Origin of the sequence: Streptomyces sp. WAC07094, from assembly GCF_036320405.1 — a bacterium.
Taxonomy (GTDB): Bacteria; Actinomycetota; Actinomycetes; order Streptomycetales; family Streptomycetaceae; genus Streptomyces; species Streptomyces lannensis.
On sequence record NZ_JAVMJZ010000001.1, the window covers coordinates 5,435,121 to 5,459,530 of the forward strand.

General features: G+C 71.7%; 18 protein-coding genes. 10 read left to right on the plus strand and 8 right to left on the minus strand.

The genetic code is table 11. From position 1 onward, the window contains the following. Positions 1-885, minus strand: coding sequence for a zf-HC2 domain-containing protein (locus RCR19_RS24040; RefSeq protein ID WP_331267005.1), 885 nt, complete (start codon positions 883-885; stop codon positions 1-3). Beyond that, complete coding sequence (locus RCR19_RS24045; protein ID WP_331267006.1) at positions 882-1,478, minus strand: RNA polymerase sigma factor; 597 nt, start codon at positions 1,476-1,478, stop codon at positions 882-884. Before RCR19_RS24045 ends, RCR19_RS24040 begins: the two co-directional genes overlap by 4 nt. A 278-nt stretch (positions 1,479-1,756) precedes the next feature. On the opposite strand from RCR19_RS24045, the gene RCR19_RS24050 reads away from it, so the two are divergent. From RCR19_RS24050 to RCR19_RS24060, 3 genes are all read left to right on the plus strand, one after another. Beyond that, complete coding sequence (locus RCR19_RS24050) at positions 1,757-1,996, plus strand: hypothetical protein (protein WP_107116734.1); 240 nt, start codon at positions 1,757-1,759, stop codon at positions 1,994-1,996. Then, positions 1,997-4,078 carry a 4-alpha-glucanotransferase gene (malQ, locus tag RCR19_RS24055; protein WP_331267007.1) on the plus strand — a complete coding sequence of 694 codons (2,082 nt, stop codon included), beginning with the start codon at positions 1,997-1,999 and terminating at the stop codon, positions 4,076-4,078. It abuts the gene before it with no gap. Between the two features lie 67 nt (positions 4,079-4,145). Beyond that, a complete protein-coding gene (locus tag RCR19_RS24060) occupies positions 4,146-4,385 on the plus strand; it encodes a hypothetical protein (RefSeq protein WP_059130919.1) in 240 nt (79 codons plus the stop codon). Positions 4,386-4,615: 230 nt separating this feature from the next. Here RCR19_RS24060 and RCR19_RS24065 read toward each other — a convergent pair whose 3' ends face one another. Both RCR19_RS24065 and pepN (RCR19_RS24070) read right to left on the minus strand, forming a co-directional pair. Continuing rightward, positions 4,616-5,155 (minus strand): MarR family transcriptional regulator, encoded by a 540-nt coding sequence (locus tag RCR19_RS24065; RefSeq protein WP_331267008.1) that lies wholly within the window; start codon positions 5,153-5,155, stop codon positions 4,616-4,618. Positions 5,156-5,342: 187 nt separating this feature from the next. Then, entirely contained in the window at positions 5,343-7,922 is a 2,580-nt protein-coding gene (gene pepN, locus RCR19_RS24070; RefSeq protein WP_331267009.1) for an aminopeptidase N, read from the minus strand. A gap of 160 nt (positions 7,923-8,082) precedes the next feature. Between pepN (RCR19_RS24070) and RCR19_RS24075 the strand changes: the two genes are divergently transcribed. After that, positions 8,083-8,556, plus strand: coding sequence for a DUF1203 domain-containing protein (locus RCR19_RS24075; protein WP_331267010.1), 474 nt, complete (start codon positions 8,083-8,085; stop codon positions 8,554-8,556). A gap of 52 nt (positions 8,557-8,608) precedes the next feature. Here RCR19_RS24075 and RCR19_RS24080 read toward each other — a convergent pair whose 3' ends face one another. Beyond that, entirely contained in the window at positions 8,609-9,625 is a 1,017-nt protein-coding gene (locus tag RCR19_RS24080; protein ID WP_331267011.1) for an aspartate-semialdehyde dehydrogenase, read from the minus strand. 338 nt (positions 9,626-9,963) lie between these two features. On the opposite strand from RCR19_RS24080, the gene RCR19_RS24085 reads away from it, so the two are divergent. After that, positions 9,964-10,503 (plus strand): sigma-70 family RNA polymerase sigma factor, encoded by a 540-nt coding sequence (locus RCR19_RS24085; RefSeq protein ID WP_331267012.1) that lies wholly within the window; start codon positions 9,964-9,966, stop codon positions 10,501-10,503. 1 nt (position 10,504) lies between these two features. Further along, positions 10,505-11,293, plus strand: coding sequence for a hypothetical protein (locus RCR19_RS24090; RefSeq protein WP_331267013.1), 789 nt, complete (start codon positions 10,505-10,507; stop codon positions 11,291-11,293). Positions 11,294-11,391: 98 nt separating this feature from the next. Here the strand turns inward: RCR19_RS24090 and RCR19_RS24095 are convergent, their stop codons facing one another. Further along, positions 11,392-14,703 carry a S8 family serine peptidase gene (locus tag RCR19_RS24095; RefSeq protein ID WP_331267014.1) on the minus strand — a complete coding sequence of 1,104 codons (3,312 nt, stop codon included), beginning with the start codon at positions 14,701-14,703 and terminating at the stop codon, positions 11,392-11,394. Between the two features lie 439 nt (positions 14,704-15,142). On the opposite strand from RCR19_RS24095, the gene RCR19_RS24100 reads away from it, so the two are divergent. The 4 genes from RCR19_RS24100 to RCR19_RS24115 all read left to right on the plus strand — a co-directional run bounded on the left by RCR19_RS24100 (position 15,143) and on the right by RCR19_RS24115 (position 20,377). Further along, positions 15,143-15,601: an NUDIX hydrolase gene (locus tag RCR19_RS24100; RefSeq protein ID WP_331267015.1), complete on the plus strand. Its 459-nt coding sequence runs from the start codon at positions 15,143-15,145 to the stop codon at positions 15,599-15,601. A 232-nt stretch (positions 15,602-15,833) separates the two neighbouring features. After that, on the plus strand, positions 15,834-17,618 hold the full coding sequence (locus RCR19_RS24105; RefSeq protein ID WP_331267016.1) for a TIGR03767 family metallophosphoesterase: 1,785 nt from the start codon (positions 15,834-15,836) through the stop codon (positions 17,616-17,618). A 93-nt stretch (positions 17,619-17,711) separates the two neighbouring features. Continuing rightward, positions 17,712-18,854 (plus strand): serine hydrolase domain-containing protein, encoded by a 1,143-nt coding sequence (locus RCR19_RS24110; protein WP_331267017.1) that lies wholly within the window; start codon positions 17,712-17,714, stop codon positions 18,852-18,854. A gap of 314 nt (positions 18,855-19,168) precedes the next feature. Beyond that, positions 19,169-20,377 (plus strand): glycosyltransferase, encoded by a 1,209-nt coding sequence (locus RCR19_RS24115; RefSeq protein WP_331269541.1) that lies wholly within the window; start codon positions 19,169-19,171, stop codon positions 20,375-20,377. 124 nt (positions 20,378-20,501) lie between these two features. Here RCR19_RS24115 and RCR19_RS24120 read toward each other — a convergent pair whose 3' ends face one another. Together RCR19_RS24120 and pepN (RCR19_RS24125) are read right to left on the minus strand one after the other, a co-directional pair. Then, a complete protein-coding gene (locus tag RCR19_RS24120; RefSeq protein WP_331267018.1) occupies positions 20,502-21,566 on the minus strand; it encodes a hypothetical protein in 1,065 nt (354 codons plus the stop codon). 242 nt (positions 21,567-21,808) lie between these two features. Then, entirely contained in the window at positions 21,809-24,394 is a 2,586-nt protein-coding gene (gene pepN, locus RCR19_RS24125; RefSeq protein WP_331267019.1) for an aminopeptidase N, read from the minus strand. Positions 24,395-24,410 lie beyond the last annotated feature (16 nt).

The window sequence follows — 24,410 nt, forward strand, 5'->3', positions numbered from 1 at the left end:
TCAACGCTGCCCCCCGTGGTCGAAGGTGGCCCGGCGGGCGACCAGCAGGGCGACGCAGAGCGTGGCCGCGGCCGCCCAGGCGCCCTGCGCCGGGGCCCCGTCGAGGCAGCGGGAGAGTTGCTCGGCGAGGCGGGCCGTCGGGTGGCCGCCGTGGCCGGCGAGTGCCCGGGCAGGCACGGCGCAGAGCCAGCCGCCCGCGATCACGGCCGTCGCGGTGCGGCAACCGACGTAGGAGCCGAGGGCCAGCGAGGCCGATGTCAGTGCGAGCCCGGGCAGCAGCCAGGCGGCCGCGCCCGGCGCGCCGGATGCGGGCAGCAGCAGCCCGGCCAGGGTCAGCAGTGGCAAGCTCACGGCCAGCACGGCGGCCGTGCGCGTCAACACCAGCCGCAGGCCTCCGGAGGGGGTGGCCGTCACAATCTCGTGCAGCGGGTCGGCGTGCGCCCCGTAGGAGAGGGCGACCCCTGCGAGGGGCGCGACCGGCGCGACGGCGAGCAGCAGCGGCCGAGTCCCGTCGAAACCGCCCGCATGGGCCAGTGCGACCGCTCCGAGGGCCACGAGCAGCACGGCCGCCGGCCAGGGTCCGCGGACGGCGGGGCCGGCGGCCCACAGGACGCGGGCCAGACGGGGGCGGGAGGAGGGGAGGAAGACGCGCGGTGACCACAGCCGTGCGTTCGACACGCGCCTTGCGGGGGCCGCTGCCAGTACCGCCGTCCGCACGTCCGCCAGGACAGCGCCCGCCGCCGTTTCCCGTACCGCCTGCGACACGCGTGTCGCGCAACTGCCGCACTCCTCCAGGTGCTTCTCCAGCGACCACGCGTCCGGCTCCGGCAGCGCGTCGTCTGCATAGCGGGTGACCAGGTCGTCGGGCGCGTGCCAGCCGGTCATGCCGGGCCTCCCAGCGGTGTCGGGCTCAAATGGGCAAGCGCCGAGCGGAGTTCGGCGCGGGCGCGCATGGCGCGACTCTTGACCGTGCCTTCGGGTATCCCGAGGAGACGGGCGGTCTCACGGGTGGTCAGCCCGTCGACGACCGTCGCGCGCAACACGTCCCGCAACTCGGGGGAGATCCGGTCGAGGGCGGTGCCCACTTCGCCGAACTCCAGCCCCGCGAGCACCCGTTCCTCCGTGGACGGCGCCGCCACCGACGATTCGTGCTCGACCCGTATCGCGTCCATCGGTGACGTCTCGATCCGTGCGGTGCGCTCCTGTGCGCGGCGCGCGTCGACCAGTCGCCGTGCGGCGATCGTCCACAGCCAGCCGCCGACCTCCTCGCCGCGGTGTGCCGCTGCCGACCGCCACACCGTCACAAAGGTGTCCTGCAGGATCTCCCGCACCGCTTCGACGTCGCCGCAGCGCCGCGCGAGCCGCATGTGCAGCCATCCCGCGTGCCGGTCGTACAGGGCGGCCATCGCCGTCGAATCGCCGTCCGCGACCGCGCGCAGCAGGGCCGCGTCCGTGTCCTTCTCCCTGTGGCCCCCCATGGGGCGGAACAGTCTCACACCCCGTCTATCGCTCCGGTGGGGACCGCCGGTTCGCAGGCGGCCTCTTCCGGTGGCGCCCGGCGACGTCGAACGCGCCGCCATCCTGACTAGAGTGTCGACGGGAGTGGTCGATGTGTCGCGTTTTGCCCCTTGGGCGGACGTGCACGGGAACGAAATGTGACCAGACACACGTTGTTCGTCCTCGTACGTCTGCGAACGCGCCCACTGGGTAGGGCTGCTCTCACCCGCATCTGTCGTACGACGACGAGGAGGCCCCCGTGGCCGCACCGGTACACCCCTTGCTCCCGGCGCAGTACAAACCCGACGCGGTGCCGTCCGCCGACGCCGACGCCCTGCTGTGCGTGCTCAGCGCCGAGGGTGCCTGCGCGGAGGCGCCGCTGACCAGCGAGCCGCCGCTGCCCGATGCCGAGCCCCTCACCAGTGAACCGCCCCACACCGATCTCACGCCGCTGACCAGCGAGCCCTCGGCCGCCGGCGCGGACCCCACGGGGTACTAGATGACGTCGGCCGACCCCGCGCGCGACGGGACGCCGCTGGCCCGGCTCGCCGCGCTGCACGGTGTCGCCACCTCCTACCGCCCGTCCGCGGACCGTACGGTCGCGGCGTCGGACACCGCCGTCACCGCCGTTCTGGCCGCGCTCGGCGTGGACGCGGGCACTCCGGACGCCGTGCGGCAGGCCCTGGCCGCCCGCGAGACCGAGCTGCGTGAACGCCTGCTGCCGCCGACCGTGGTGTGCTGGGGCGGACGCGCGCCCGCGGCGCTCGCCGCACTACCGGACGGCAGCCGCGTCACGGTCGAGACCGAACAGGGCGAGACGCGCGCGTCGGCCGAGCAACTTCCGCCCGGGATCCACGCCCTGCACGTCACCGCACCCGACGGACGCACCGCCCGGGCCCATCTGATCGCCGCGCCCGCCCGGCTGCCCGTACCTCCGGCCCGCTCCTACGGACTGCTCGTCCAGCTCTACTCCCTGCTGTCCCAGAGGTCCTGGGGCATGGGAGATCTCGGTGACCTCGCCGAGGTGACGGCCTGGGCCGGACGGGCCCTCGGCGCCGGCTTCGTCCAGGTGAACCCGTTGCACGCGGCCGTGCCCGGCGTACCCACCGACCCCTCTCCGTACCGCCCCTCCTCCCGCCGCTTCCCCGACCCCGTGCATCTGCGTGTCGAGGACGTTCCCGAGCTCCCGTACGTCGAGGACCGGACCCGCCTGCGTACGCTGCTGGAGCGCGCCGCGCGACTGCGTGAATCGGTCGTGGACAAGGGCGAGTTGATCGACCGGGACGCGGTGTGGGAGCTCAAGCGCGAGGCGCTCGAACTTGTGCACGCGGTGCCGCTCGGACCCGGACGGCGCGCCGCCTACGCGGACTTCCTCGCCCAGGAGGGCGAGGTACTGGAGGACTACGCGACGTGGTGTGCGCTCGCGGAGGCGTACGGCGCCGACTGGCACTCCTGGCCGCCCGGGCTGCGCGATCCGCGTTCGCCCGAGACCGCCCGGGCCCGCACCGAGTTGATGGAGCGCGTCGACTTCCACAGCCGGCTCGCCTGGCTGACCGACGCCCAACTCGGCACCGCCCAGCGCACCGCGAGGGACGCCGGGATGGCGGTCGGCCTGATCCACGATCTCGCGGTCGGCGTGCACCCCGGTGGCGCCGACGCCTGGGCGCAGCAGGAGCACCTCGCGGCCGGCATGTCGGTGGGCGCTCCGCCGGACGCCTTCAACGCACGCGGCCAGGACTGGGGCCTGCCGCCCTGGCGCCCCGACCGTCTGGCGGCGTCCGGCTACGCCCCTTTCCGCCGGCTGCTGCGCGCCCTGCTGCGGCACGCCGGCGCCCTGCGCATCGACCATGTGATGGGCCTGTTCCGGCTGTGGTGGGTACCGCAGGGGGAGCCGCCCACGGAGGGGACCTATGTCCGGTACGACGCCGAGGCCATGCTCGCCGTCCTGGTGCTGGAGGCCTCGCGGGCCGGGTCGCTCGTCATCGGTGAGGACCTCGGGACGGTGGAGCCCGGGGTGCGGGGGACGCTGCACGAGCGCGGTGTGCTCGGCACATCCGTGCTGTGGTTCGAGCGCGACTGGGAGGGCACCGGGAAACCGCTGCCGCCCGAGCGCTGGCGCGCGGACTGCCTGGCCACCGCCACCACCCACGATCTGCCCTCGACGGCCGCCCGGCTCACCGGCGAACACGTCGAACTGCGCGACCGGCTCGGTCTGCTGACCCGCCCGCTCGACCAGGAGCGGGCCGCCGCGGCCACCGACACCGGTGAGTGGCTCGCCCTGCTGTCCCGGCTCGGACTGCTGAAGGGAGGGAGTGGCGGGGTCTCGGTGGTGTCGGAGGAGATGGAGATCCAGGCGGTCCATCGCTTTCTGCTGCGCACCCCGGCCCGGTTGATCGGCGTCTGGCTTCCGGACGCGGTGGGCGACCGCCGCCCGCAGAACCTGCCGGGCACCTGGGACGAGTACCCGAACTGGCGACTGCCGATAGCGGATGCGGAGGGACAACCGGTGACCCTGGAGGATCTGGCGGCCTCACCGCGGCTGCACGCGCTGATGGGAGTGCTGCGGGGCAGGGCCGGGTGACGGCCGGCGTGAGCCGTAGCGCACCCCCGGGCGCGCGGGCCGTTCCGGCGTTCGCTACTTTTGCACCGTGGACAAGAAGAACGCCCTGCGCGCCGGCGCCCTGGCCGCCGGTACGACGCTGATGATGCTGCTCATGTCGTCCCCCGCGCTCGCGCTGACCCGCGACGACGGTGACGACCCCGGCACGGGCCTGAGCGTGGCGGAGACGCTGGGGCTCTTCGTGGCCGCGCCGATCGTGCTGTTCGCGATCATCGCCGGTCTCGTCATGGTCACCGACAAGACCCGCAAGCAGGCGAAGCAGGGCTGACGCCCCGCCGCGCCGTGTGCCCGGGTCGGGCCCGCGGGGCAGCCGCCTCCTCCCCTTCCGCGAGGGAGTCCGAGCACCTGTACGGGGCGCGGACTCCCTCGATGTCTTTCACCCGTACGGACGTAACCCGCGTGGGTTTCCGGCGTGCGCTCGCCCGTCGTTCCGTACGCCCCCGTCCGGGCCGCGTTCTCCTCGACGGGAGACCCGCGCACATGCCGAACGGGCGGCGGTCAGTCGGACGGGCCGGCGCCGACCGTACCGGCGAGCAATCGGCGCAGGAGGTCGGCGAGGTGCCCGGCCTGCTGCGGGTCCAGTGCGCCGAGCGCCTCGGTCTGGACGGCCAGACCGGCGCCCACCGCCTCGTCGATCAGCCGGAGGCCCTCGTCCGTGAGGGTCACCTGGAGTCCGCGCCGGTCGTGCGGGTCGGGCGAGCGACGCACCAGCCCCGCCCGCTCCAGCTTGTCGAGGCGGCCGGTCATCCCGCCCGTGGTGAGCATCAGGGTCGACGAGAGCCGGCGCGGGGAGAGTGTGTACGGCGCACCGGAACGGCGCAGGGCCGCCAGTACGTCGAAGTCGCCGCGCCCGAGCCCGAACCGTCCGTAGGCCTTCTCCATCCGGTCGCCCATCTCCCGTGAGAGCCGGAAGACGCGCCCGAAGACCTCCATCGCGGCCGTGTCGAGGTCGGGCCGCTCGGTGGCCCACTGCTCGATGATCGCGTCGACGGGATCCCCGGGCGCCCGGTGTCCTTCGTCGTTGTTGTCCCTGGCCATGGGGCCAGTATCCGCTCCGTTCAGGTCGCAGGGGAGAAAGCGATTTGGCGGTAAGCAGCTTGGAGTCAAGCCGGCTGCTGCTCTTCGCTCCGGTGCACGGCCGAACAAAGCGCGGGCCGGGGGCGACACCGTAGCGCGCGAAGGGCGCCCGGCACACGGCCGGGCGCCCTTCGCGTTCGGGGTACGACTAGGCGGCGGCCGCGTCCGCGGCCTGTGCCTTCAGCGCGCGTTCGACGCCGGCGCTCGATTCCATGATCAGGCGACGCAGCGCCGGGGACGGCTCGGCCGTGGCCAGCCAGGAGTCCGCCTTCGCCGACGTCTCGGCGGAAACCTGGATCGACGGGTAGAGCCCGACCACGATCTGCTGGGCCATCTCGTGGGAGCGGGAGTCCCAGATGTCCTTGACCACCTCGAAGTACTTCTCCGTGTAGGGGGCGAGCAGTTCGCGCTGGTCGGTCTGGACGAAGCCCGTGATCACCGCCTCCTGCACGGCGTTGGGCAGCTTGTCGGACTCGACGACCGAAGCCCAGGCCTCCGCCTTGGCCTCCGGCGTGGGGCGCGCCGCCCGCGCGATCGCCGCGTGCCGCTCACCGGCGGCGGTCCTGTCCCGCTCCAGCTCTCCCGCGATCTCGGTCTCGTCGAAGCGGCCGACGGCCGCGAGCCGTTGCACGAACGCCCAGCGCAGCTCGGTGTCGACGACAAGGCCCTCCACGGTCTGCGAGCCGTCGAGCAGCGCCTCCAGCAGGTCCAGCTGCTCCGGCGTGCGGGCCGTGGCCGCGAAGGCGCGGGCCCACGCCAGCTGATGGTCGCTGCCCGGCTCGGCCGAGCGCAGATGGGCCAGGGTCGCGTCCGTCCAGCGGGTCAGCAGCGCCTCCCGCGTGGACGGGTCCGCGTACAGGTCGACGGCCAGCTTCACCTGGCGGTGCAGCGACTGCACGACACCGATGTCGGACTCCTTGCCGATGCCGGACAGGACCAGGGACAGGTAGTCGCGGGTCGCCAGCTCCGCGTCCCGTGTCATGTCCCAGGCCGAGGCCCAGCACAGGGCGCGCGGCAGCGACGAGTCGAAGTCGCCCAGGTGCTCGGTGACGAAGGCGAGGGACTGCTCGTCCAGACGGACCTTGGCGTACGACAGATCGTCGTCGTTGAGCAGGATGACGTCCGGACGGCGCCGGCCGGTCAGCTGCGGCACGGCGGTGAGCTCGCCGTCGACGTCCAGCTCGATCCGGCCGTCCTCGGCGCGCAGCAGCTTGCCGCTGTCGGCGTCCAGGTCGTACAGGCCGACGGCGATGCGGTGCGGACGCAGGGTGGGCTCGCCCTTCGCGCCGGCCGGGAGGGCCGGGGCCTCCTGGCGGATGGCGAAGGAGGTGATGACGCCGTTCCCGTCGGTCTCGATCTCCGGGCGGAGGACGTTGATGCCCGCGGTCTCCAGCCACTTCCCCGACCAGGTCTTCAGGTCGCGGCCGGAGGTCTCCTCCAGGGCGCCCAGCAGGTCGGACAGGCGCGTGTTGCCGTAGGCGTGCTGCTTGAAGTACGCCTGCACGCCACGGAAGAACTCGTCCATGCCGACATAGGCGACGAGCTGCTTGAGGACCGAGGCGCCCTTGGCGTACGTGATGCCGTCGAAGTTGACGAGCACATCGTCCAGGTCGTTGATCTCGGCCATGATCGGGTGCGTCGACGGCAGCTGGTCCTGCCGGTACGCCCACGTCTTCATGGAGTTGGCGAACGTGGTCCAGGAGTGCGGCCAGCGGGACCCGGGGTGGTGCGCCTGGCAGGCGATGGACGTGTAGGTGGCGAACGACTCGTTCAGCCACAGGTCGTTCCACCACTCCATGGTCACGAGGTCGCCGAACCACATGTGGGCCAGCTCGTGCAGGATGGTCTCCGCCCGCACCTCGTACGCGGCGTCCGTCACCTTGGACCGGAAGACGTACTGGTCGCGGATCGTGACCGCACCGGCGTTCTCCATCGCGCCCGCGTTGAACTCCGGCACGAAGAGCTGGTCGTACTTCTTGAAGGGGTACGCGTAGTCGAACTTCTCCTGGAACCAGTCGAAGCCCTGGCGGGTCACGTCGAAGATCGCGTCCGAGTCGAGGAACTCGGCGAGGGAGGGCCGGCAGTACACGCCGAGCGGGACACTCCGGCCGTCCTTCTCGTACACGCTGTGCACGGAGTGGTACGGGCCCACGATCAGCGCGGTGATGTAGCTCGAGATGCGCGGCGTCGGCTCGAAGGCCCAGACGTCGTCCTTGGGCTCGGGCGTGGGCGAGTTGGAGATGACGGTCCAGCCGCCGGGCGCCTTCACCGTGAACTGGAAGGTCGCCTTGAGGTCCGGCTGCTCGAAGGACGCGAAGACGCGGCGGGCGTCCGGCACCTCGAACTGGGTGTACAGATAGGCCTGGTCGTCCACCGGGTCGACGAAGCGGTGCAGACCCTCACCGGTGTTGGTGTACGCGCAGTCGGCGACCACGCGGAGCACGTTGCGGCCCTCCAGAAGGCCGGGCAGCGCGATCCTGGAGTCCTTGAAGACCTCGGCGGGGTCGAGGGCGTCGCCGTTCAGAGTGACCTCGTGGACGCTCGGTGCCACCAGGTCGATGAAGGACTCCGCGCCGTTCTCGGTGGAGTCGAAGCGCACCGTGGTCACGGACCGGTAGGTGCCGCCCTCCTGCGCGCCGGAGAGGTCGAGATCGATCTCGTACGAGTCAACGGTGAGCAGCTTCGCCCGCTGCCGCGCCTCTTCGCGAGTCAGGTTTGTGCCAGGCACGCGGTCATCTCCTCGTTATGTGTGGGTTGCGCCATCCTTCCATGTCACCTGCGTCTCGGGCGATGACCGGGGCCCGCTCGGCCCCCGGCAGGGCCCGGCCGGGGAACGCGATGTCCGTTTGCCGCCGGTGGACGGGCCGGACGGACGGGAGCCTGGAGCCATGACGACGTACACGGCACGGCCGATCGGCCCGGTGACCCTGAAGGAACTGCGCACCTCGGACGACGCGGGCCGCCCCATGGACCCCTTCGTGGACGAGGAGGGCGGCGCCCCGCTGCGCTGCTGTCTGCGCCGCAGCACGCCGGGCGAGCGGATCGCTCTGGTCTCGTACGCACCCCTGCGGCGCTGGGCGGGGGAGACGGGCGTGGATCCCGGGGCCTACGACGAACAGGGACCGGTGTTCCTCCACGCGGACCCGTGCGAAGGCCCCGACCTCGACGGGTATCCGTTCAGGGGCGCCCACCGCACGGTCCGCCGCTATGGGCGGGACGGCCGTATCCTCGGCGGCCGCCTGGTCGAGGACGGCGTCGGGCCGGCGATCGAGGAGGCGTTCGCGGATCCGGACGTGGCGCTCGTCCATGTACGGGCGGTGGAGTACGGGTGCTTCCTGTACGAGGTCCGCAGGGGCAGGTGAGCACGGCGCGGGGGCGCCCACCGAAGTGGTGGGCGCCCCAGCGCGGCGTCTCCTACCGGTTGAGCTCGGCCGCCACCAGCTCCGCGATCTGCACGGCGTTCAGGGCCGCGCCCTTGCGCAGGTTGTCGCTGGAGACGAACAGGGCGAGGCCGTTCTCCACGGTCTCGTCCGTGCGGACGCGGCCCACGTACGACGGGTCCTGTCCGGCTGCCTCGAGCGGGGTCGGGATGTCGGAGAGGACGACACCGGGGGCGCCGGCCAGCAGCTCAGTCGCACGCTCCACGGACAGCGGACGCGTGAAGCGGGCGTTGACCTGGAGGGAGTGGCCGGAGAAGACCGGGACGCGCACGCAGGTGCCGGAGACCTTCAGACCGGGGATCTCGAGGATCTTGCGGGACTCGTTGCGGAGCTTCTGCTCCTCGTCCGTCTCGTTCAGCCCGTCGTCCACGAGATTGCCCGCGAAGGGGACCACGTTGAAGGCGATCGGGCGCTTGTAGACCTGCGGCTCGGGGAAGTCGACCGCCGCGCCGTCGTGCGTCAGCCTGTCGGCGTCCGCGACCACCTTCTGGGCCTGGTTGTGCAGCTCCGCGACGCCCGCGAGGCCTGAACCGGACACCGCCTGATAGGTGGTGGCGACCAGTGCCTCGAGGCCCGCCTCGTCGTGCAGCGGCTTCAGCACCGGCATCGCGGCCATCGTGGTGCAGTTCGGGTTGGCGATGATGCCCTTCGGGCGGTTCACGACCGCGTGCGGGTTCACCTCGGAGACCACCAGGGGCACGTCCGGGTCCCGGCGCCACGCGGAGGAGTTGTCGATCACCACGGCGCCCTGCGAGGCGACCTTCTCGGCCAGCGCCCTGGAGGTCGCACCACCCGCGGAGAACAGCACGATGTCCAGACCGGTGTAGTCGGCGGTCGCCGCGTCCTCCACCGTCACCCCGTCGAGAATCGTCCCTGCCGAACGCGCCGAGGCGAACAGGCGCAGCTCCGTGACCGGGAAGTTCCGCTCGGTGAGGATCCTGCGCATGACCGTGCCGACCTGCCCGGTGGCTCCGACGATTCCGACCCTCACGGTGACTCCCTCTGCGTGTCTTTACGTGTGTGTTGCTCGGCCGAGGCTTTTCCATCATGCGGCCGACCCCGGGCCGCCTGTCCAATTCTTTGCGCCGTACGCCCGCGGTGTGGGACGCGACAGCCCGGACGGCGGTTGCGGACATTCGGTGTCCACCCGCACTGAGCTGGAGAAATTCGTCCGGCGGGCACCATCCGCCGCAAGCTCTGCTGTCCCGTGCCTGCCCGCGGGCCCCGGGCGCACACAAGGTGTGACGTACGCCTCTGCGACGACTCGCACGACAGAGCCGAACGTTTCCCGCCGCCGCGGCGTCGTAGAGGAAACGCGCAAGGGGAGGGGTGGCTGTGCTGCGCAGAAACGCCCGCCGCGGGCGGGGGGCCGACCACGCGGTGGACGACCCCCTGGACGCGGCCCAGGAACGTCGGGTGAGGGCGGTGCTCGCACTCGGCGGGGTGCCGCAGGCGGACCTGCCGGACGGGGTGCAGCAGGTCCGCCTGCGGCTGCTGGAACGGGCCGCGAGCGGGCGCGAGGCGCCGCGGGACGTGTCCGCGTGGGTCGCCGTCGTCGCCTCGAACCTGGCGATGGACTGGCACCGTGCCAAGCGCCGCCAGGAACGCCTGGGCGAACGGCTGGCCTCCCTCCGGGAGCCGGAGCACGCTTCGGGCGAGGACTCCCGCCTCCTCCAGCTCGCCGTGGCCCAGGGCCTGGACGAGTTGCCGGACGCCCACCGCCAGGTCCTCGTCCTGCGCTTCTACGCCGACCTGCCCGTCCGGGGGATCGCCGATGAACTCGGCATCCCCGAGGGCACGGTCAAGAGCAGGCTCCACTCGGCGGTGCGCGCGCTGCGCGACCGTCTGCACGAGGACGAGGTGGTGTGACGTGGCCGCCGAGTACGACGGCGCCGATGCGCTGATGGCCGCGATCACCGGCGAGCCGCTGCCGGAGGCCGCACGGGCCGACGCCGAGTTCATGGCCGGGCACCGGGCGGCGGCGGCCGACGTGGCGCTGCTGCGCGAGCAACTGTCGGCCATCGGGGACGTGCTGGCGGCTCCGCCGGCCGGGGCTCCGTCCCCGGTGACGGCCCCGGTGACGGCCCGGAGCCGTCCGCGCGCCCCGCGGCCCGCGAGGCCCGTGCGCCGCGGTCGGGCCCTGCGCATCGCCCTCGGGTCCCTGGCGGCCGTGGTGGCCCTGTCGGCCATCGCCGGGCTGGCCCGGCTCGTCACGGAGAACAGCGGCAGCGACTCCCAGGCCGCCAAGAGTGCCGGCGCGGCGGACGCCAAGGGCGGCCCCGGTGAGGCGGACCGGCGGTCGGGCGACGGGCCCCCGCCGTCCGATCCGGAACTGGCCCTGGCCTGCGACCGGCTCGTCGTCGAGGGGACCGTGGCCCGGGTGGAGCCGAAGGACGGGCAGGGCAGCCGGATCGTGCTGACCGTCACCCGCCGGTACAAGCCCGACCGGGGCCCGGCACAGGTCGCCTTCCTCCTCGCCGAGGATGCGCATCCGGGGCCGCGCCGGGGTCAGCATGTGCTGGTCGAGGTGGGGCGGGGCACCGACGACGCGAGCCGGTGGGCCGTGGGCGAGGACCGCGTGGCCGCGAACCGGGCGTGGATCCTCAAGGCCCTGCCCGGCTCCCGTCACACCGCATGTCCCTCGGACGGGTCGACCTGAGCCGGACGGGCGGTGCCGACCGCGCGGGGCCGGACAACCACCCGGGACGGCGAAGGGCGGGCGCCCGTCACGGACGCCCGCCCCCATGGCCGCGATCGCTACGGAGTGACCTTCTCGATCTTCACACTGCCCAGGCCCGCGGTGGTCCCGCGCGCGTTGACGAGACGGACCTGGCCGAAGAACTCCCGGCCCTCGGGAGCCGCCGCGGTCGCCGTGACCGTGCCGGACACCGTCGCGGAGCCACCCGTGCCGAGCTTGACCGGGGCGGACTCGTCGACCGTCACCTGGCCGAGAGCGGGGGAGAAGAACACATCACGGTAGTCGTACGCCGTCGAGCCGGACGGGACCGAGTAGCCCACGATCTCGACGGTGTACGTGCCGGCGGCCGGCGAGGGGATGTGCACCGACTCCTCGGAGTCGCCGTCCGCGGACTGCGCGACCTGATTGCCGCTCGCGTCGTAGACCGTCAGGTCCAGGTCGGCGGCGGTGTCGGAGACGTTGCCGATGGCGACGTCCAGCGATGTGGCGCCCGCGGGCACCTCGACCGTACCGGTCTGCGTCTCGCCGCCCTTGATGGTCGGCCGCTCCGACTTCGAGGAGCCGAGCGGGCCGCCCTTGAGACCACCGGAGAGGGCCGCGTACTTGTTGGTCACCTTCCAGGAGACGGCGGCCGGGGAGCCGACCTTGGCCTCGGGCACGGTCACGGTCTCCGGGTCGAAGGCCGCGCCGAGCACGGTGACGTCCAGCTTGTAGGGGTTGTCGAGCAGCGGCGACGTACGGCGCGACTCGACCTCGATCTCCCAGACACCGGCCTGCGGGGCGGCGTACGAGCGGACGTCGGGCTTGCAGCCGTTGCCGTCGAGGTAGTTGTTGTAGCAGACCGGGGTGGACGTGTCGTCGACCGGAACGCCGTACGGGTGGATCGCGATGAACCGGGTCTGGCTCTTGTCCTTCAGCCCGCCGATCGCGACCTCCAGCGACTTCGCGCCCTCCGGCACGGTCAGGAAGTACGAGCGGGTGCTGTTGCGCTGCACCGAACCCGAGGCCGAGTACGTGTACTTGACCGGGGTCGACACCACGACCGTCGTCAGGATCTGCTCGTCGAGCCCCTCGGTCCTCGGGTCGTCGACCTCCAGGATCGCGCTGTTGATGCCGGCCGACCGCGGCGAGGCCTGGACCTTGACGGTCACCGGCCGGCCGAGCGGCAGGTTCACCTCGTCGGAGCCGAGGATCCTGAAGGTGTCGTCGTAGTTGTTGGCGAAGTGCAGCTCGTGGCGCACCGCGCGGTCCGGGCCGGACGTACGGGTGACGGTGATCTCGTACGTCTTCCGCTCGCCGGCCTTGAGTCCGCCCTCGCGGTCGTACAGGCCGGTGCCGAAGCCCGGGGTCTTCAGGGCGAAGTCGATCGCGGTGTCGACCGGGGCCTTGACCGTGTAGTCGTGGGCGGTGGCGCCGTCCTCGACGGCGTCCCAGGCGTCCTCGATGTCGATACGGCCCGCGCCCTCCTCGTAGGCCTGCACACCCTTGATGTGGTGGGCGGTCGAGGTGAGGGCCGTGCGCAGCTTCGCGGGCGTCAGGTCGATGCCCTTCTGCTCGGCGGCCGACAGCAGCAGCGCCGAGGCGCCCGCGGCCTGCGGGGACGCCATCGAGGTGCCCTGGAGCATCGAGTAGCCGGCCGGCAGCGAGTAACCCGCCTCGGGGACCGGGGCGCCCGGCAGCCAGGTCTGGGTGCTGTTGATCGCGGCACCGGGCGCGACGAGTGCCGGCGTGAAGCCGCCGTCCTCGCGCGGACCGCGCGAGGAGAAGGGCATCAGCGCGTAGTCCTTCTCCACCCGCGAGCCGTAGTCGGCGGCCCAGGTCTCCTTGGAGATGGCCGCGCCGACCGAGATCACCTTGTCCGCGAGGCCGGGGTCGCCGATGGTGTTGGCGCCGGGGCCCTCGTTGCCCGCGGAGATCACCAGCTGGACGCCGTAGGTGTCGATGAGCCGGGTGTACAGCAGGGCGCGCGCGTTGTTGCCGTCGTTCAGCGCCGGGAGGCCGCCGATCGACATGTTGACGATGTCGACGCCGCGGTTGACGACGAGGTCCATCATGCCCTCGGTGAGCGCGACGTTGGTGCAGCCACCGGTCCAGGTGCAGGCGCGGGAGGAGACGATCTTCGCGCCCGGGGCAGCGCCGTTCATCCTGCCGCCGAACAGGCCGTTCGCCGCGGTGATGCCGGCGACGTGCGTGCCGTGCTCGGACTGGATGACGCCGATGTTGACGAAGTCGGCCTTCTTGCCGACCCACGTCCCGCCGTAGGGGTCCATCGGCACGTCCTTGCGGATCTGCACGACGAACGGCTGGCGCTCGACGACGTCGGTCTTCGGGTCGTCGGTGCCGAAGTAGCCGATCTGGTAGCCGTCCTTGTACGGCTTCATCGGCTGGTCGTCGGTGAAGTCGCCGTTGTTGTTGAGGTCGACGCGGACCGTGCCGGCCGCGGCGTCGTAGAGGACACCCCAGGAGTCGGTGGTGTCGCCGTCGCGGTTCGCGTCGCCCGCCGCGTCGCCGCCGGTGGTGTACGACTCCTTGAAGGTGCTGATCCCGTACGAGCCCGACGGCGCCGTCCAGGTCTGGCCGTTGTAGGTGAAGGTGGGACCGGAGACCGCGGTGACCATCGGACGCCAGGTCGCGTCGTTGTCGACGATGGGGTCGGTCGCGGTCACCCAGTCGACGATCTTCCGCTCGCCGGTGGTGGTCTTCTGCAGTGCCGGATGTCCGAGGTCCACGCCCGAGTCGAGGACGCCGATGGTGATGCCCCGGCCGTCCGCCTTCGGGTGGTCCCGGACGAAGTCGACGGCACCGGTCTCGAACGACGGGTTGTAGGGGTTCCTGGCGGGGGTGTGCCGGTCGGGACCGGAGTGGCCGGCCCCGCCCGTGCCGCTGACGGCCGCCCCCTCGGCCATGTCCGCGCTCGGCGTCGGGTCGTCGAGCGCGATCTCCTGCCGCAGGTCGATGGCGTGCACGGAGGACAGCTTCTCGGCGGTGGCGATGGCCGAGTCGGCCCGGCCCGTCGGCACGGTGGCGCGGACGTAGCCGAGCTTGTCGTACGTGCGGCCCACGGAGGCGCCGCTCACCGCGTCCAGCTTCTCGGTGACCTGCTCGGTCTGCCCGGGCGTGGTCGCGATCATCATCGTGACGTTCTTGGCGCCGTCGGCCTTCGCCTCGGCGAGAAGGTCCGCGTCGTCCGAGCCGAGCTTCGCGCTGGCGGACTTGGCGGCCGGGTCGGTGGAGGCGGGCAGATGGTCGGCGGAGAAGGCCAGGGGTATCGGCCCGGCCGCCGAGAGCGCGGCCACGAGACCCGTGGCGACGGCTATGCGGGCCACGCGTCTCGCGCCCGATATCGGGGCGCGGTGAGGATCGGTGGTCATCAGCATCCCTTGTAGGTAAAGGAACGAGAACGGCGCGGTCGGAGCCCGAAGGTGATCAGGCCCTGACCGCGGCCGTCCGGATTTCGGGTCCGGACGATCGCTCTGGTTTACCCAAGGGATGGATGTTTGTGGAGAGTTGACCAAGACGGGATGGAGTCATGGCGTGATTCCGCCATACGTCATCGGGGACTTAGCGGTGCAGGCCATGACATTCCTGTGAGCCGGCTGTCCCTGTTACGCGTGTAGTGCGCGGGTTCTGCCGCTGTGTGTGAGCGGATGGTGACGGATGGCTTCACACGACCGCGGCGGGTGACCGCGGGCGGCCGGACGGCGCCGTTCCGGGGCGGGCCGGAGAGGGGGCGGCGGTTGCCGAGGTGGCGCGCGGTCCCCGGCCGAATACCCGCCTGCCGATTCCGGCCCGGCGGGTTAACGTCCCCGGGTGCGCAAGAACTTGAGGGTGGCGGCCTACGCCGTCTGTGTGCGTGACGGCCGTTTGCTGCTGGCCCGCATGACCGGAGCCGACGGCACATCCGAGTGGACCCTGCCCGGCGGTGGCATGGAGCACGGCGAGGACCCCTACGACACGGCCCTGCGGGAAGTGGAGGAGGAGACCGGCTACCGCGTCGAGCTCGTCGGACTGCTCGGGGTGGACTCGATCCGCCGCAGCCTCAGGGGCCACTTCGGCCGCACCGTCGACCACCACGGTGTACGCCTCGTCTACGAGGGCCGCGTCATCGCGGGCGAGCTGCGCCACGAGGTCGGAGGCTCCACGGACATGGCCGCCTGGCACGACCTCACCGCCGTGTCCGGGCTGCGACGCATCGGGCTCGTCGACGCCGGGCTCGCACTGTGGCGGCAGCGCCCCGCCGCGGGCCGGCCCGCATTCCCCGGGGAATAGCTTCGGATACCCCGGAAGATGAACGCTGAGTGACGGTCTTCCGGCCGGTCGGGGAGGTGTCGCCGACGCGCCGGTCGGTCCAAGATCCACGTACGGCGATCGGCGCTGTGCGTTGCCGCCTCGTTAACGTCCAGGTCATCCCCGGTGCGAACGATCCAGAGTGAGCGGGAAGTTCGCGATTGCGACCGACCCGCGACCACTGCCGACGCGTTCGCACTCGGGGAGACGCGCCATGTCGCGCATACGCTCTGTCGCCACAGCGGCTGCTCTGAATCGTCGCAACCTGCTCGCCGCCGCCGGGGCGGTGTCCCTCACGGCGGGCCTCGGACTCGCGCTGCGCCCCGGGGACAGCCTCGCCGCCGGAGCCTCGGCTCGCCGGGCCTCCGGCGATTCGGCCCATCCCGCCGCCGGCGAAAGCCCCGCCGCCGTCACCCGGCAGGCGGTGTCCGCGGCCCTCGCCCCCTACACGACGGGCACCACACTCGCCGGTGTCGCGGCTCCCCGTACCTCTTCGGGATACCGCCGCCTCGGTGACGGTCCCGGCTGGAGCCGCGTCGTGCGCGGCGAGCTGGCGGCACCCCGGTCGGGCCGCGCCGAGCGGCGCACCGCGCTGGCCGCGTTCGTGCAGTTCACCGATCTGCATCTGATGGACAGCCAGCACCCGCTGCGCCTGGAGTTCCTGCGTTCCAACGACAGGCACGCCTGGCGGCCCCACGAGGCGCTGACCGTGCCCGGTGCCGTCTCGCTGGTCGAGCGCGTCAACTCGCTGCGCGGGGCACCCGTCACCGGTACGCCGCTGCACTTCGTGATGACCACGGGCGACAACACGGACAACAACGCGAAGTCCGAGCTCGAGTGGTTCATGAAGATCATGAGCGGTGGCCGGATCACTCCCAACTCCGGCGACCCCCGCCATTACGAGGGTGTGCAGAACAGCGGGCTCGCGCTGTACTGGCAGCCTGAATCGACCGTGCGTGACGCCGACAAGCAGCTCGGATTCCCGCAGATCCAGGGGTTCCTGGACGCCGCGATCCGCGAGGTGCGCAGCCCCGGCCTGAACCTGCCCTGGTACTCCACGGTCGGCAACCACGACGCTCTGCCGCTCGGCTGCTACGCGCACGGCGACCCCTACTTCGCCGAGTACGCGATCGGCGGAAGCAAGCTGATGAGCCTGTCCGCCGACGAGGCGAAGAAGCTCCAGGAGGCGATCAAGAACGCCACGGACCCCATGGGACTGCGGTTCCGCGATCTGCTCAAGGCGCACGCCCGCGACCTCCGCTCGGTCACCCCGGACGAGAAGCGGGCCCCCTACACCCCCGCCGAGTACCTCAAGACCCATCTCGACCCCCAGTACACGGGTCGCGGCCCGGTGGGGCACGGGTACTCGTCGGCGAACGTGGACGCCGGCACGCAGTACTACTCCTTCCGCATCGCCGACGACGTCATCGGGATCAGCCTCGACACCACGGACGCGGGCGGTCACTACGAAGGCTCCATCGGCACCGCCCAGTTGAAGTGGCTGGACAAGACGCTCCAGGACAACAAGGACGCACACGCCGTCGTCTTCAGCCACCACACCAGCCAGTCGATGGACAACACCCACCCCGACCCGGCCCGCCCGTACGAGGGGCGGCACAGCGGCGCGGAGGTCGTCGCCCTGCTGGGCCGGCACTCCAATGTCCTGGCCTGGGTCAACGGCCATATCCACAAGAACGTGATCACGCCGCACTCCGGGCCCGACGGCAACTCCTTCTGGGAGATCTCGACCGCCTCGCACGTGGACCACCCCCAACTCGCCCGCGTCATCGAGCTGGTGGACAACAAGGACGGCACACTCTCGATCTTCACGACGCTCATTGAGTCCGCCGCCCCGCACCGCACGGATTTCGCGGACCTCAGCCAGACGGGTCTGGCCGCCCTCTACCGTGAGCTGGCCTACAACGCCCCCGGAGCCAACATGACCCTGGCGGGCAACGCGGTGGACCGCAACACGGAGCTGGTGCTGAAGAAGGGCTGAAACCCGCTCAACTCGCGCACCACGGGCAACCTCGCCGCCCCCGGGCGCGGTCCCTCCCGCCGACCGATGCCCGTCGGTGACGAGGGGGATGACATGTCCGTACGCAGGGGACTGCTGGGAGCCGGGGTGACGGCGGCCGTGACGGTGGTGGCTCTCACCGCGCCGGCCATCGCCGCTCCGGGAGCGGTGGACCGCACCGCGACCCGGCAGGCGATCGACGCGGTCGTCAAGGACGGGGTCCCGGGCGCGACCGCCACGGCCAGGGACGTACACGGCACGTGGAGCGCGGTCTCGGGGATCGGCGACCTGCGCACGGGGGCGCAGCGTTCGGCGCGGGACCGCTACCGAGTAGGCAGCATCACCAAGACGTTCGTGTCGACGGTGCTCCTCCAACTGGAGGCCGAGGGTCGGCTGTCGCTCGACGACACCGTGGAGAAGTGGCTGCGCGGTCTGGTCCACGGCCACGGCCACGACGGGCGCCGGATCACGGTCCGGCAGCTTCTGAACCATACGAGCGGCATCTACAACTACACGGCCGACGACACCTTCGGCCGTACGTACTTCCTCAAGGACGGCTTCCTGCGGCACCGCTACGACACGCTGCGGCCGGAGGCTCTGGTATGCATTGCGACGTCCCACGAGCCGGACTTCGCCCCGGGCGCCGGCTGGAACTACTCGAACACCAACTACGTGCTGGCCGGGATGGTGATCGAGAGGGTCACGGGCCACTCCTACGCACGCGAGATCCGCACCCGCATCGTCGAACCTCTGGGTCTGCACGCCACGTCGCTCCCCGGTACGAGGGCCACGGTCCCGCGGCCGAGCAGCCGTGCCTACGGCAAGCCGGCCGAGACGGCGACCGGCCCGACGTACGACGTCACCACCCTCAACCCCTCCCTCGCCTCCTCGGCGGGCGAGATGATCTCCGACTCCGCCGATCTGATCCGTTTCTACTCGGCCCTGCTCAGGGGCGGGCTGCTGCCGCCCCGGCAGCTGAAGGAGATGAAGACGACGATCAAGGCCGAGGGCATCCCGGACGCGGGCTACGGGCTCGGCCTGATCGAACGGAGACTGAGCTGCGGAGTGCACGTCTGGGGCCACGACGGAGGCATCCAGGGCTCGTCGTCCTCGGCGGGCACCACGCAGGACGGCCGCCACTCCCTCGCCTTCAACTTCAACGGGGACTGGTCGGGGGACGGCGACGCGGTGCTCGAGGCGGAGTACTGCAGGGGCTGAGGCACCCCGGGGCCGGTCCTCCCGGGTCGGGACCGGCCCCGCCTGCCCCACGGCAGGGCACCGGCGCCTGTCGAGCGGCCGGCGGGGCCGAGCGCTCGATTCCCGATCACGGTCACACCGGGAATACCGGCGGGACCAGCGCATTCCCCGACCCCGGGATTCCGGTGTAAATCGATCCGACCCGGACATGAGACGCGCCGTTCATTTGTCTGAAACATCTATGCCGCCTCATATCGGACAACCCGCTGTTCACGGGGATGGTTCGATAGTTGTGCAAGGCGGGTGGTCGTGTGCTGACGAGGCACGGTCTGCGCGTGCTCTCGGTCTACGAGGGCTTCTTCTCCGGTGGCGCCCGGATCCTCCACACCGATGTCGTCCTGGGTCTGCAGGAAGGCGGTCAGCATCACAGTGTGCTGAGCGTCCACGGGGAAGTGCTCCGTGAGGCCACCCGGCAGCGGATGGAGGACGACGCCTCCTACCGGTCGCTCACCGCGGCCGGCGTGGAGGTCGGCACCCTCGGCCGCACGTTCGGTCTGCCCGGCGCCCTCGCGTCCGATCCCACCCGGTTCACCGGTCCGGAGCTGGCGACGACGGCGAGGGCGATGGCCGGCGCCGATGTCATCCTGTCGCTCAAGGAGCAGCCGCTCGGTCTGCTCAACCAGGCGGGTCTGCCGCGCCGGCCGGTGGTGGTCGGGCTGCACCGCTCGGATCCGGAGAACCAGGGCGCCGCGCTCGGCGAACTGAAGGCGGCCATCGCCGACGGAACCGTGGCGGCCTGCGTCTGCTGCGCCGAGTCGACCCGGGCCGCCTACGAGGCCGCCGGTGTCCCGGCCGAGCTGCTGCACGTCATCCCCAACGGCGTCGACCTGCTCCGCTTCCGGCCCGACCCGGCCCGCCGGGTCCAGCTGCGGGCCGCGCTCGGCATCCCGGACACCGCTCCGGTCGTCGTGTTCGCGGCCCGGTACGACGCGATGAAGAACGTCCCGCTGTTCCTGCGCGCCGCCCGGGAGTGGCTGCGGCACGAGCCCGACGGGCACGTGCTGATGTGCGGCGCCGGCATGACCGAGGACCAGCCCGGGCTGTGCGCCGACATCGGCACCGCGTTCGGGGACGACCTGCGGCTCACCGGGCGGCTGCACCGGCTCGGGGTGCGGCGCGACATGGAGAGCCTCTACGCGGCCGCCGACGTGGTGGCGCTGACCTCCGCCTGGGGCGAGGCGGCCCCGCTGTGCCTGATCGAGGGCATGATGTGCGGTGCCGTCCCGGTGTCCACCGATGTGGGCGACAGCGCGGCGATCGTGGCCGGGCACGGTTTTGTCACCCCGCCGGACCCCGTCGCGATCGCGCGGGCCTGGAGCGACGCGGTCGCCGCCCGGCCCGGCCTCGAGCCCGTTCTCGCCCGCAGTCGCGAGCGCTTCAGCCGTACGCGCATGATCGCGTCGTACGGCGCGCTCCTCGACCGGGTTCATACGGAGCCGATCAGGCCGTCGCTGCCCGAGCCGCCCCTGTCCGAACCGCTCTGAACGGGACGGCGTCCGCCGTCGTGGGTCCCGGGGCGTGGGGCCGGACGGTGTGCGCCCGGCCGTCGAGGAGGGGCCGCCGATGGCTCGGCGGCCCCTCCTCTCCCCCCTGACCGGCGGATGACGCCTAACGGGGCAGTACCACGACATAGGCGGCCGGCTCCCGGTCAGCCGACGCCATCAAGGCCGTACGGACCACGGTCGCCTGCTGCTCCGGCCCCTCGCGCAGCTTCTTCGGCGTGATGTGGACGACCGTGATGCCGAGCCGCTCCAGGTGTTCGCGCTTGCGGGTGTACTCCGACCAGACCGTGTCGTTCTCCTGGCGGACGTCCTGGCGCGGGGTTCGGGCGTCGAGTTCCAGGGCCACCGCCTGCTCGGGCCAGTACGCGTCCAGGCCGCCGAGGTAGGGGCCGCCCGGAAGCCTCAGGTCCACGTTCCACACCGGGTCCGGGAGCCCGTACTCACGCACCATGCGGTACAGGCGGTCCTCCGCCCTTGCCCGGCCCTCCGCCAGGAGGGACTCCACGGCGTCCACCACGTGCGGGCGGCTCAGCAGTTTCGCCTGGTTCAACTCCCGCACGATCGCTGTCGGTTCGCAGTGGCCGGCGTGCACCGCCTCGGCCAGTAACCGGCGTACGGCGGCCGCGTCGGGCAACTGCGCCACCGCGTCGGCCACGGCGCGTGGCACCGGCGCAACGGGCAGTCCGGTCACCAACCGGGCGGCCGGCAGCGCCGCTGTGCGCACCACCCGGGCGCAGCCGGCGCTGCGCAGCCGCCGCACACGGGGGACCAGGAGGTCGATCTTCTCCAGCGACGTCAGCGGGGGCGTGCAGCCGAAGCCGTACAGCGCCAGGGCGGCCAAGCCCGTGATCATCGCGTCCGTCCGGTGCACCGTGGGGTGTGCGCCGGCGGAACCGGGCTGGGGCGGGACCCCGGGCGCCGGATCCTCGAGCGACGAGCGCGTCGCGTACAGGAGCGCCGCGTGCAGGCGCTCCTCCGAGGTCGGCGGGCCGGGGTGCAGCAGGTACACGCCCGGCAGGAACTGCTGCCAGGGGCCGCCGGGTCGGCAGTGCCCGGTGGTCTCGGCGGCGCTCACACCGTGGGCGCGCAGTTGTGCCGTGGTCAGCACCCGGCGCTGAACCTCCGTCAGGTGACGGAGGGGGCGGGGGGAGAGCGGGGTGTTGTAGGTCATGACCCCGGAGTTCCCGCGCCCGGTCCGTCTCCTAACCGCTGTTACACGGCTGTCGGCAAATGCGGACAACACGGCACTAAAGTACGCACGTTCGACTGCCGAAAGAGGCTGGTCCGAGTGGGGGAAGGGGCGGGTTACGGGTTCAGATTCTCGTATTTCGTAACTGTCGTCCCTGCGTATCCACCGACCGGGTTCCTTCGGCGGGAACTCGCCCCCCGAAGGAACCCGTGGCCCGAGGTCGTCTAGCGGGTCGCCTGCGCGTCGCACACCTGGCCGCGCAGGGTGCGTGCCAGGTCGTCGCGTGCCTCGAGCACCAGCCTGCGCAGCGCCGGCGGCGCGCCCTCATGGGTGGTGAGCCAGGCGTCGGTGGCGTCCAACGTCCCGGGGAAGTCCTGGAGCGAGGGGAACAGGCCCCTCACCACGTCCATTCCGATCTGGATGGAACGCCCGGCCCAGACACGGTCGATGGCCGCGAAGTACTTCTCGGCGTACGGCGCGAGCAGTTCCCGCTGTGACGGCTGCACGAATCCCGCGATGGTCGCCTCGACCAGCGCGTTCGACAGGGCGTCCGACTCCACGACCTGGGCCCAGGCCTGCGCCTTGACCGCGGCCGAGGGACGCGCTGCCAGACAGCGGACCTGGTGGCGCTTGCCGGAGGCCGTGTCGTCGCGCGCGAGTTCCGCGGCGAGCACCGACTCGTCCGCGGCTCCGTGCGCGGCGAGCGGCTCCAGGAACGCCCAGCGCAGCTCCTGGTCCACGTCCAGGCCGTCGATCTTCTCAGTGCCCTCCAGCAGGCCCCGCAGCTGTTGCAGATCGGCCTCGTCGGACGCCACCGCCGCGAAGAACCGCGCCCACGTCAACTGGTGCTGGCTGCCCGGCTCCGCCTGCCGGAGCTCGCCTTGCGCACCCTCCGCGAGCAGCCGCCCGCCGGTCTCCCGCCACCCGGGCGCGGCGTAGTGGGTCAGCGCCGAGTCCGCCCAGGCGTGCAGCATCTGCAGAACGCCGATGTCGGACTCGCGACCGGCGAAGCGGAGCACCAGTGCGATGAAGTCCCGCGCCGGCAGCAGTGCGTCGCGGGTCAGGTTCCACAGTGCGGACCAGCACAGGGCGCGGGCGAGCGGGTCGGTGATCTCGCCGAGCCGGTCCTTCAGGGTCGCGAGGGACGTGTCGTCGAAGCGGATCTTGCAGTACGTGAGGTCGTCGTCGTTGACCAGGACCAGGTCCGGCGCATCCATCCCCGACAGTTCGTCGACCACCGTGCGCGGACCGTGGACGTCCAGCTCGGCGCGCGCGTACCGGACGAGCGCGCCCCCCTCGCTGCGGTACAGGCCCACCGCCACCCGGTGCGGCCGCAGCGTGGGATGCGACTCGGCGGCCTCCTGGAGCACGCTCAGCTCCGCGATCCGGCCGTCCGCTGCGAGCAGCACCTGCGGGGTCAGCGAGTTGACCCCCGCGGTCTGCAGCCAGGACCGCGACCACGCCGCCATGTCCCGGCCGCTCGTCTCCTCGAGGACCGACAGCAGGTCGCCGAGGCGCGTGTTGCCGTAGGCGTTCCGCTTGAAGTAGCGCCGCGCGCCCTCCAGGAAGGCGTCCCGGCCCACGTACGCCACCAGCTGCTTCAGCACCGAGGCGCCCTTGGCGTAGGTGATGCCGTCGAAGTTGAGCTTCGCGTCCTCCAGGTCGCGGATGTCCGCGGTGACGGGGTGCGTGGAGGGCAGCTGGTCGGCGCGGTACGCCCACGCCTTGCGGTTGTTGGCGAACGTGATCCAGCCGTCGGTGAAGCGGGTCGCCTCCACCAGCGAGAACGAGCCCATGAAGTCGGCGAAGGACTCCTTCAGCCACAGGTCGTCCCACCACGCCATGGTCACCAGGTCGCCGAACCACATGTGCGCCATCTCGTGCAGGATCACATTGGCCCGGCGCTCGTACGACGCCTGAGTGACCTTGCCGCGGAAGATGTACTCCTCGCGGAAGGTGACCAGGCCGGGGTTCTCCATCGCGCCGAGGTTGTACTCGGGCACGAACGCCTGGTCGTACTTCCCGAACGGGTACGGGTAGTCGAAGTGGTCGTGGAAGAAGTCCAGGCCCTGCTTGGTGACCAGGAAGACGTCGTCCGCGTCGAAGTGCTTCGCCAGGCCCCTGCGGCACATCGCGCCGAGCGGGATCTCCAGCGTCGTTCCGTCCTCGAAGGTGCGGGAGTAGGTGTCCGTGACGTAGTGGTACGGACCCGCCAGCACCGCGGTGATGTACGTCGAGATCGGCTTCGTCTCGGCGAACCGCCAGACCCCGTCATGCGGTTCGCCCGCCCCGTTGCTCCACACCCTCCAGCCCTCGGGGGCGCGCACCTCGAAGCGGAAGGGCGCCTTGAGGTCGGGCTGCTCGAAGCCGGCGAAGACGCGGCGCGCGTCGGCGGGCTCGTACTGGGTGTACAGATACACCTCGCCGTCCTCCGGATCGACGAAGCGGTGCATGCCCTCGCCGGTGCGGGAGAAGGCGCACTGGGCGTCGACGACCAGCTCGTTCTCCGCGGCCAGGTCCTCCAGCTGGATGCGGGTGCCGTCGAAGACCTCGCCCGGATCGAGGTCCTTGCCGTTCAGCGAGACCGCGGTGACGCTCGGGGCGATCAGGTCGGCGAAGCTCGCGGCGCCCGGCTCGGCGCAGCGGAAGCGGATCGTGGTGACGGAGCGGAACGTGCGCGGCCCGGCGTCCGCGTCGCCGGGTGCCTCGCCCACGGCGGAGCGGAGGTCGAGCGACACGTCGTACCCGTCGACGGACAGCAGGGCGGCCCGCTCGCGGGCCTCGTCGCGGGACAGGTTCTCACCGGGCACGGGCGGCACTCCCTCA

What these genes read in the sequence shown, in the direction of transcription:
- RCR19_RS24040 (WP_331267005.1), bottom strand. Translation starts at nt 885, where the DNA reads ATGACCGGCTGGCACGCGCCCGACGACCTGGTCACCCGCTATGCAGAC.
- RCR19_RS24045 (WP_331267006.1), bottom strand. Translation starts at nt 1,478, where the DNA reads ATGGGGGGCCACAGGGAGAAGGACACGGACGCGGCCCTGCTGCGCGCG.
- malQ (WP_331267007.1), top strand. Translation starts at nt 1,997, where the DNA reads ATGACGTCGGCCGACCCCGCGCGCGACGGGACGCCGCTGGCCCGGCTC.
- RCR19_RS24065 (WP_331267008.1), bottom strand. Translation starts at nt 5,155, where the DNA reads ATGGCCAGGGACAACAACGACGAAGGACACCGGGCGCCCGGGGATCCC.
- RCR19_RS24075 (WP_331267010.1), top strand. Translation starts at nt 8,083, where the DNA reads ATGACGACGTACACGGCACGGCCGATCGGCCCGGTGACCCTGAAGGAA.
- RCR19_RS24095 (WP_331267014.1), bottom strand. Translation starts at nt 14,703, where the DNA reads ATGACCACCGATCCTCACCGCGCCCCGATATCGGGCGCGAGACGCGTG.
- RCR19_RS24105 (WP_331267016.1), top strand. Translation starts at nt 15,834, where the DNA reads ATGTCGCGCATACGCTCTGTCGCCACAGCGGCTGCTCTGAATCGTCGC.
- RCR19_RS24110 (WP_331267017.1), top strand. Translation starts at nt 17,712, where the DNA reads ATGTCCGTACGCAGGGGACTGCTGGGAGCCGGGGTGACGGCGGCCGTG.
- RCR19_RS24120 (WP_331267018.1), bottom strand. Translation starts at nt 21,566, where the DNA reads ATGACCTACAACACCCCGCTCTCCCCCCGCCCCCTCCGTCACCTGACG.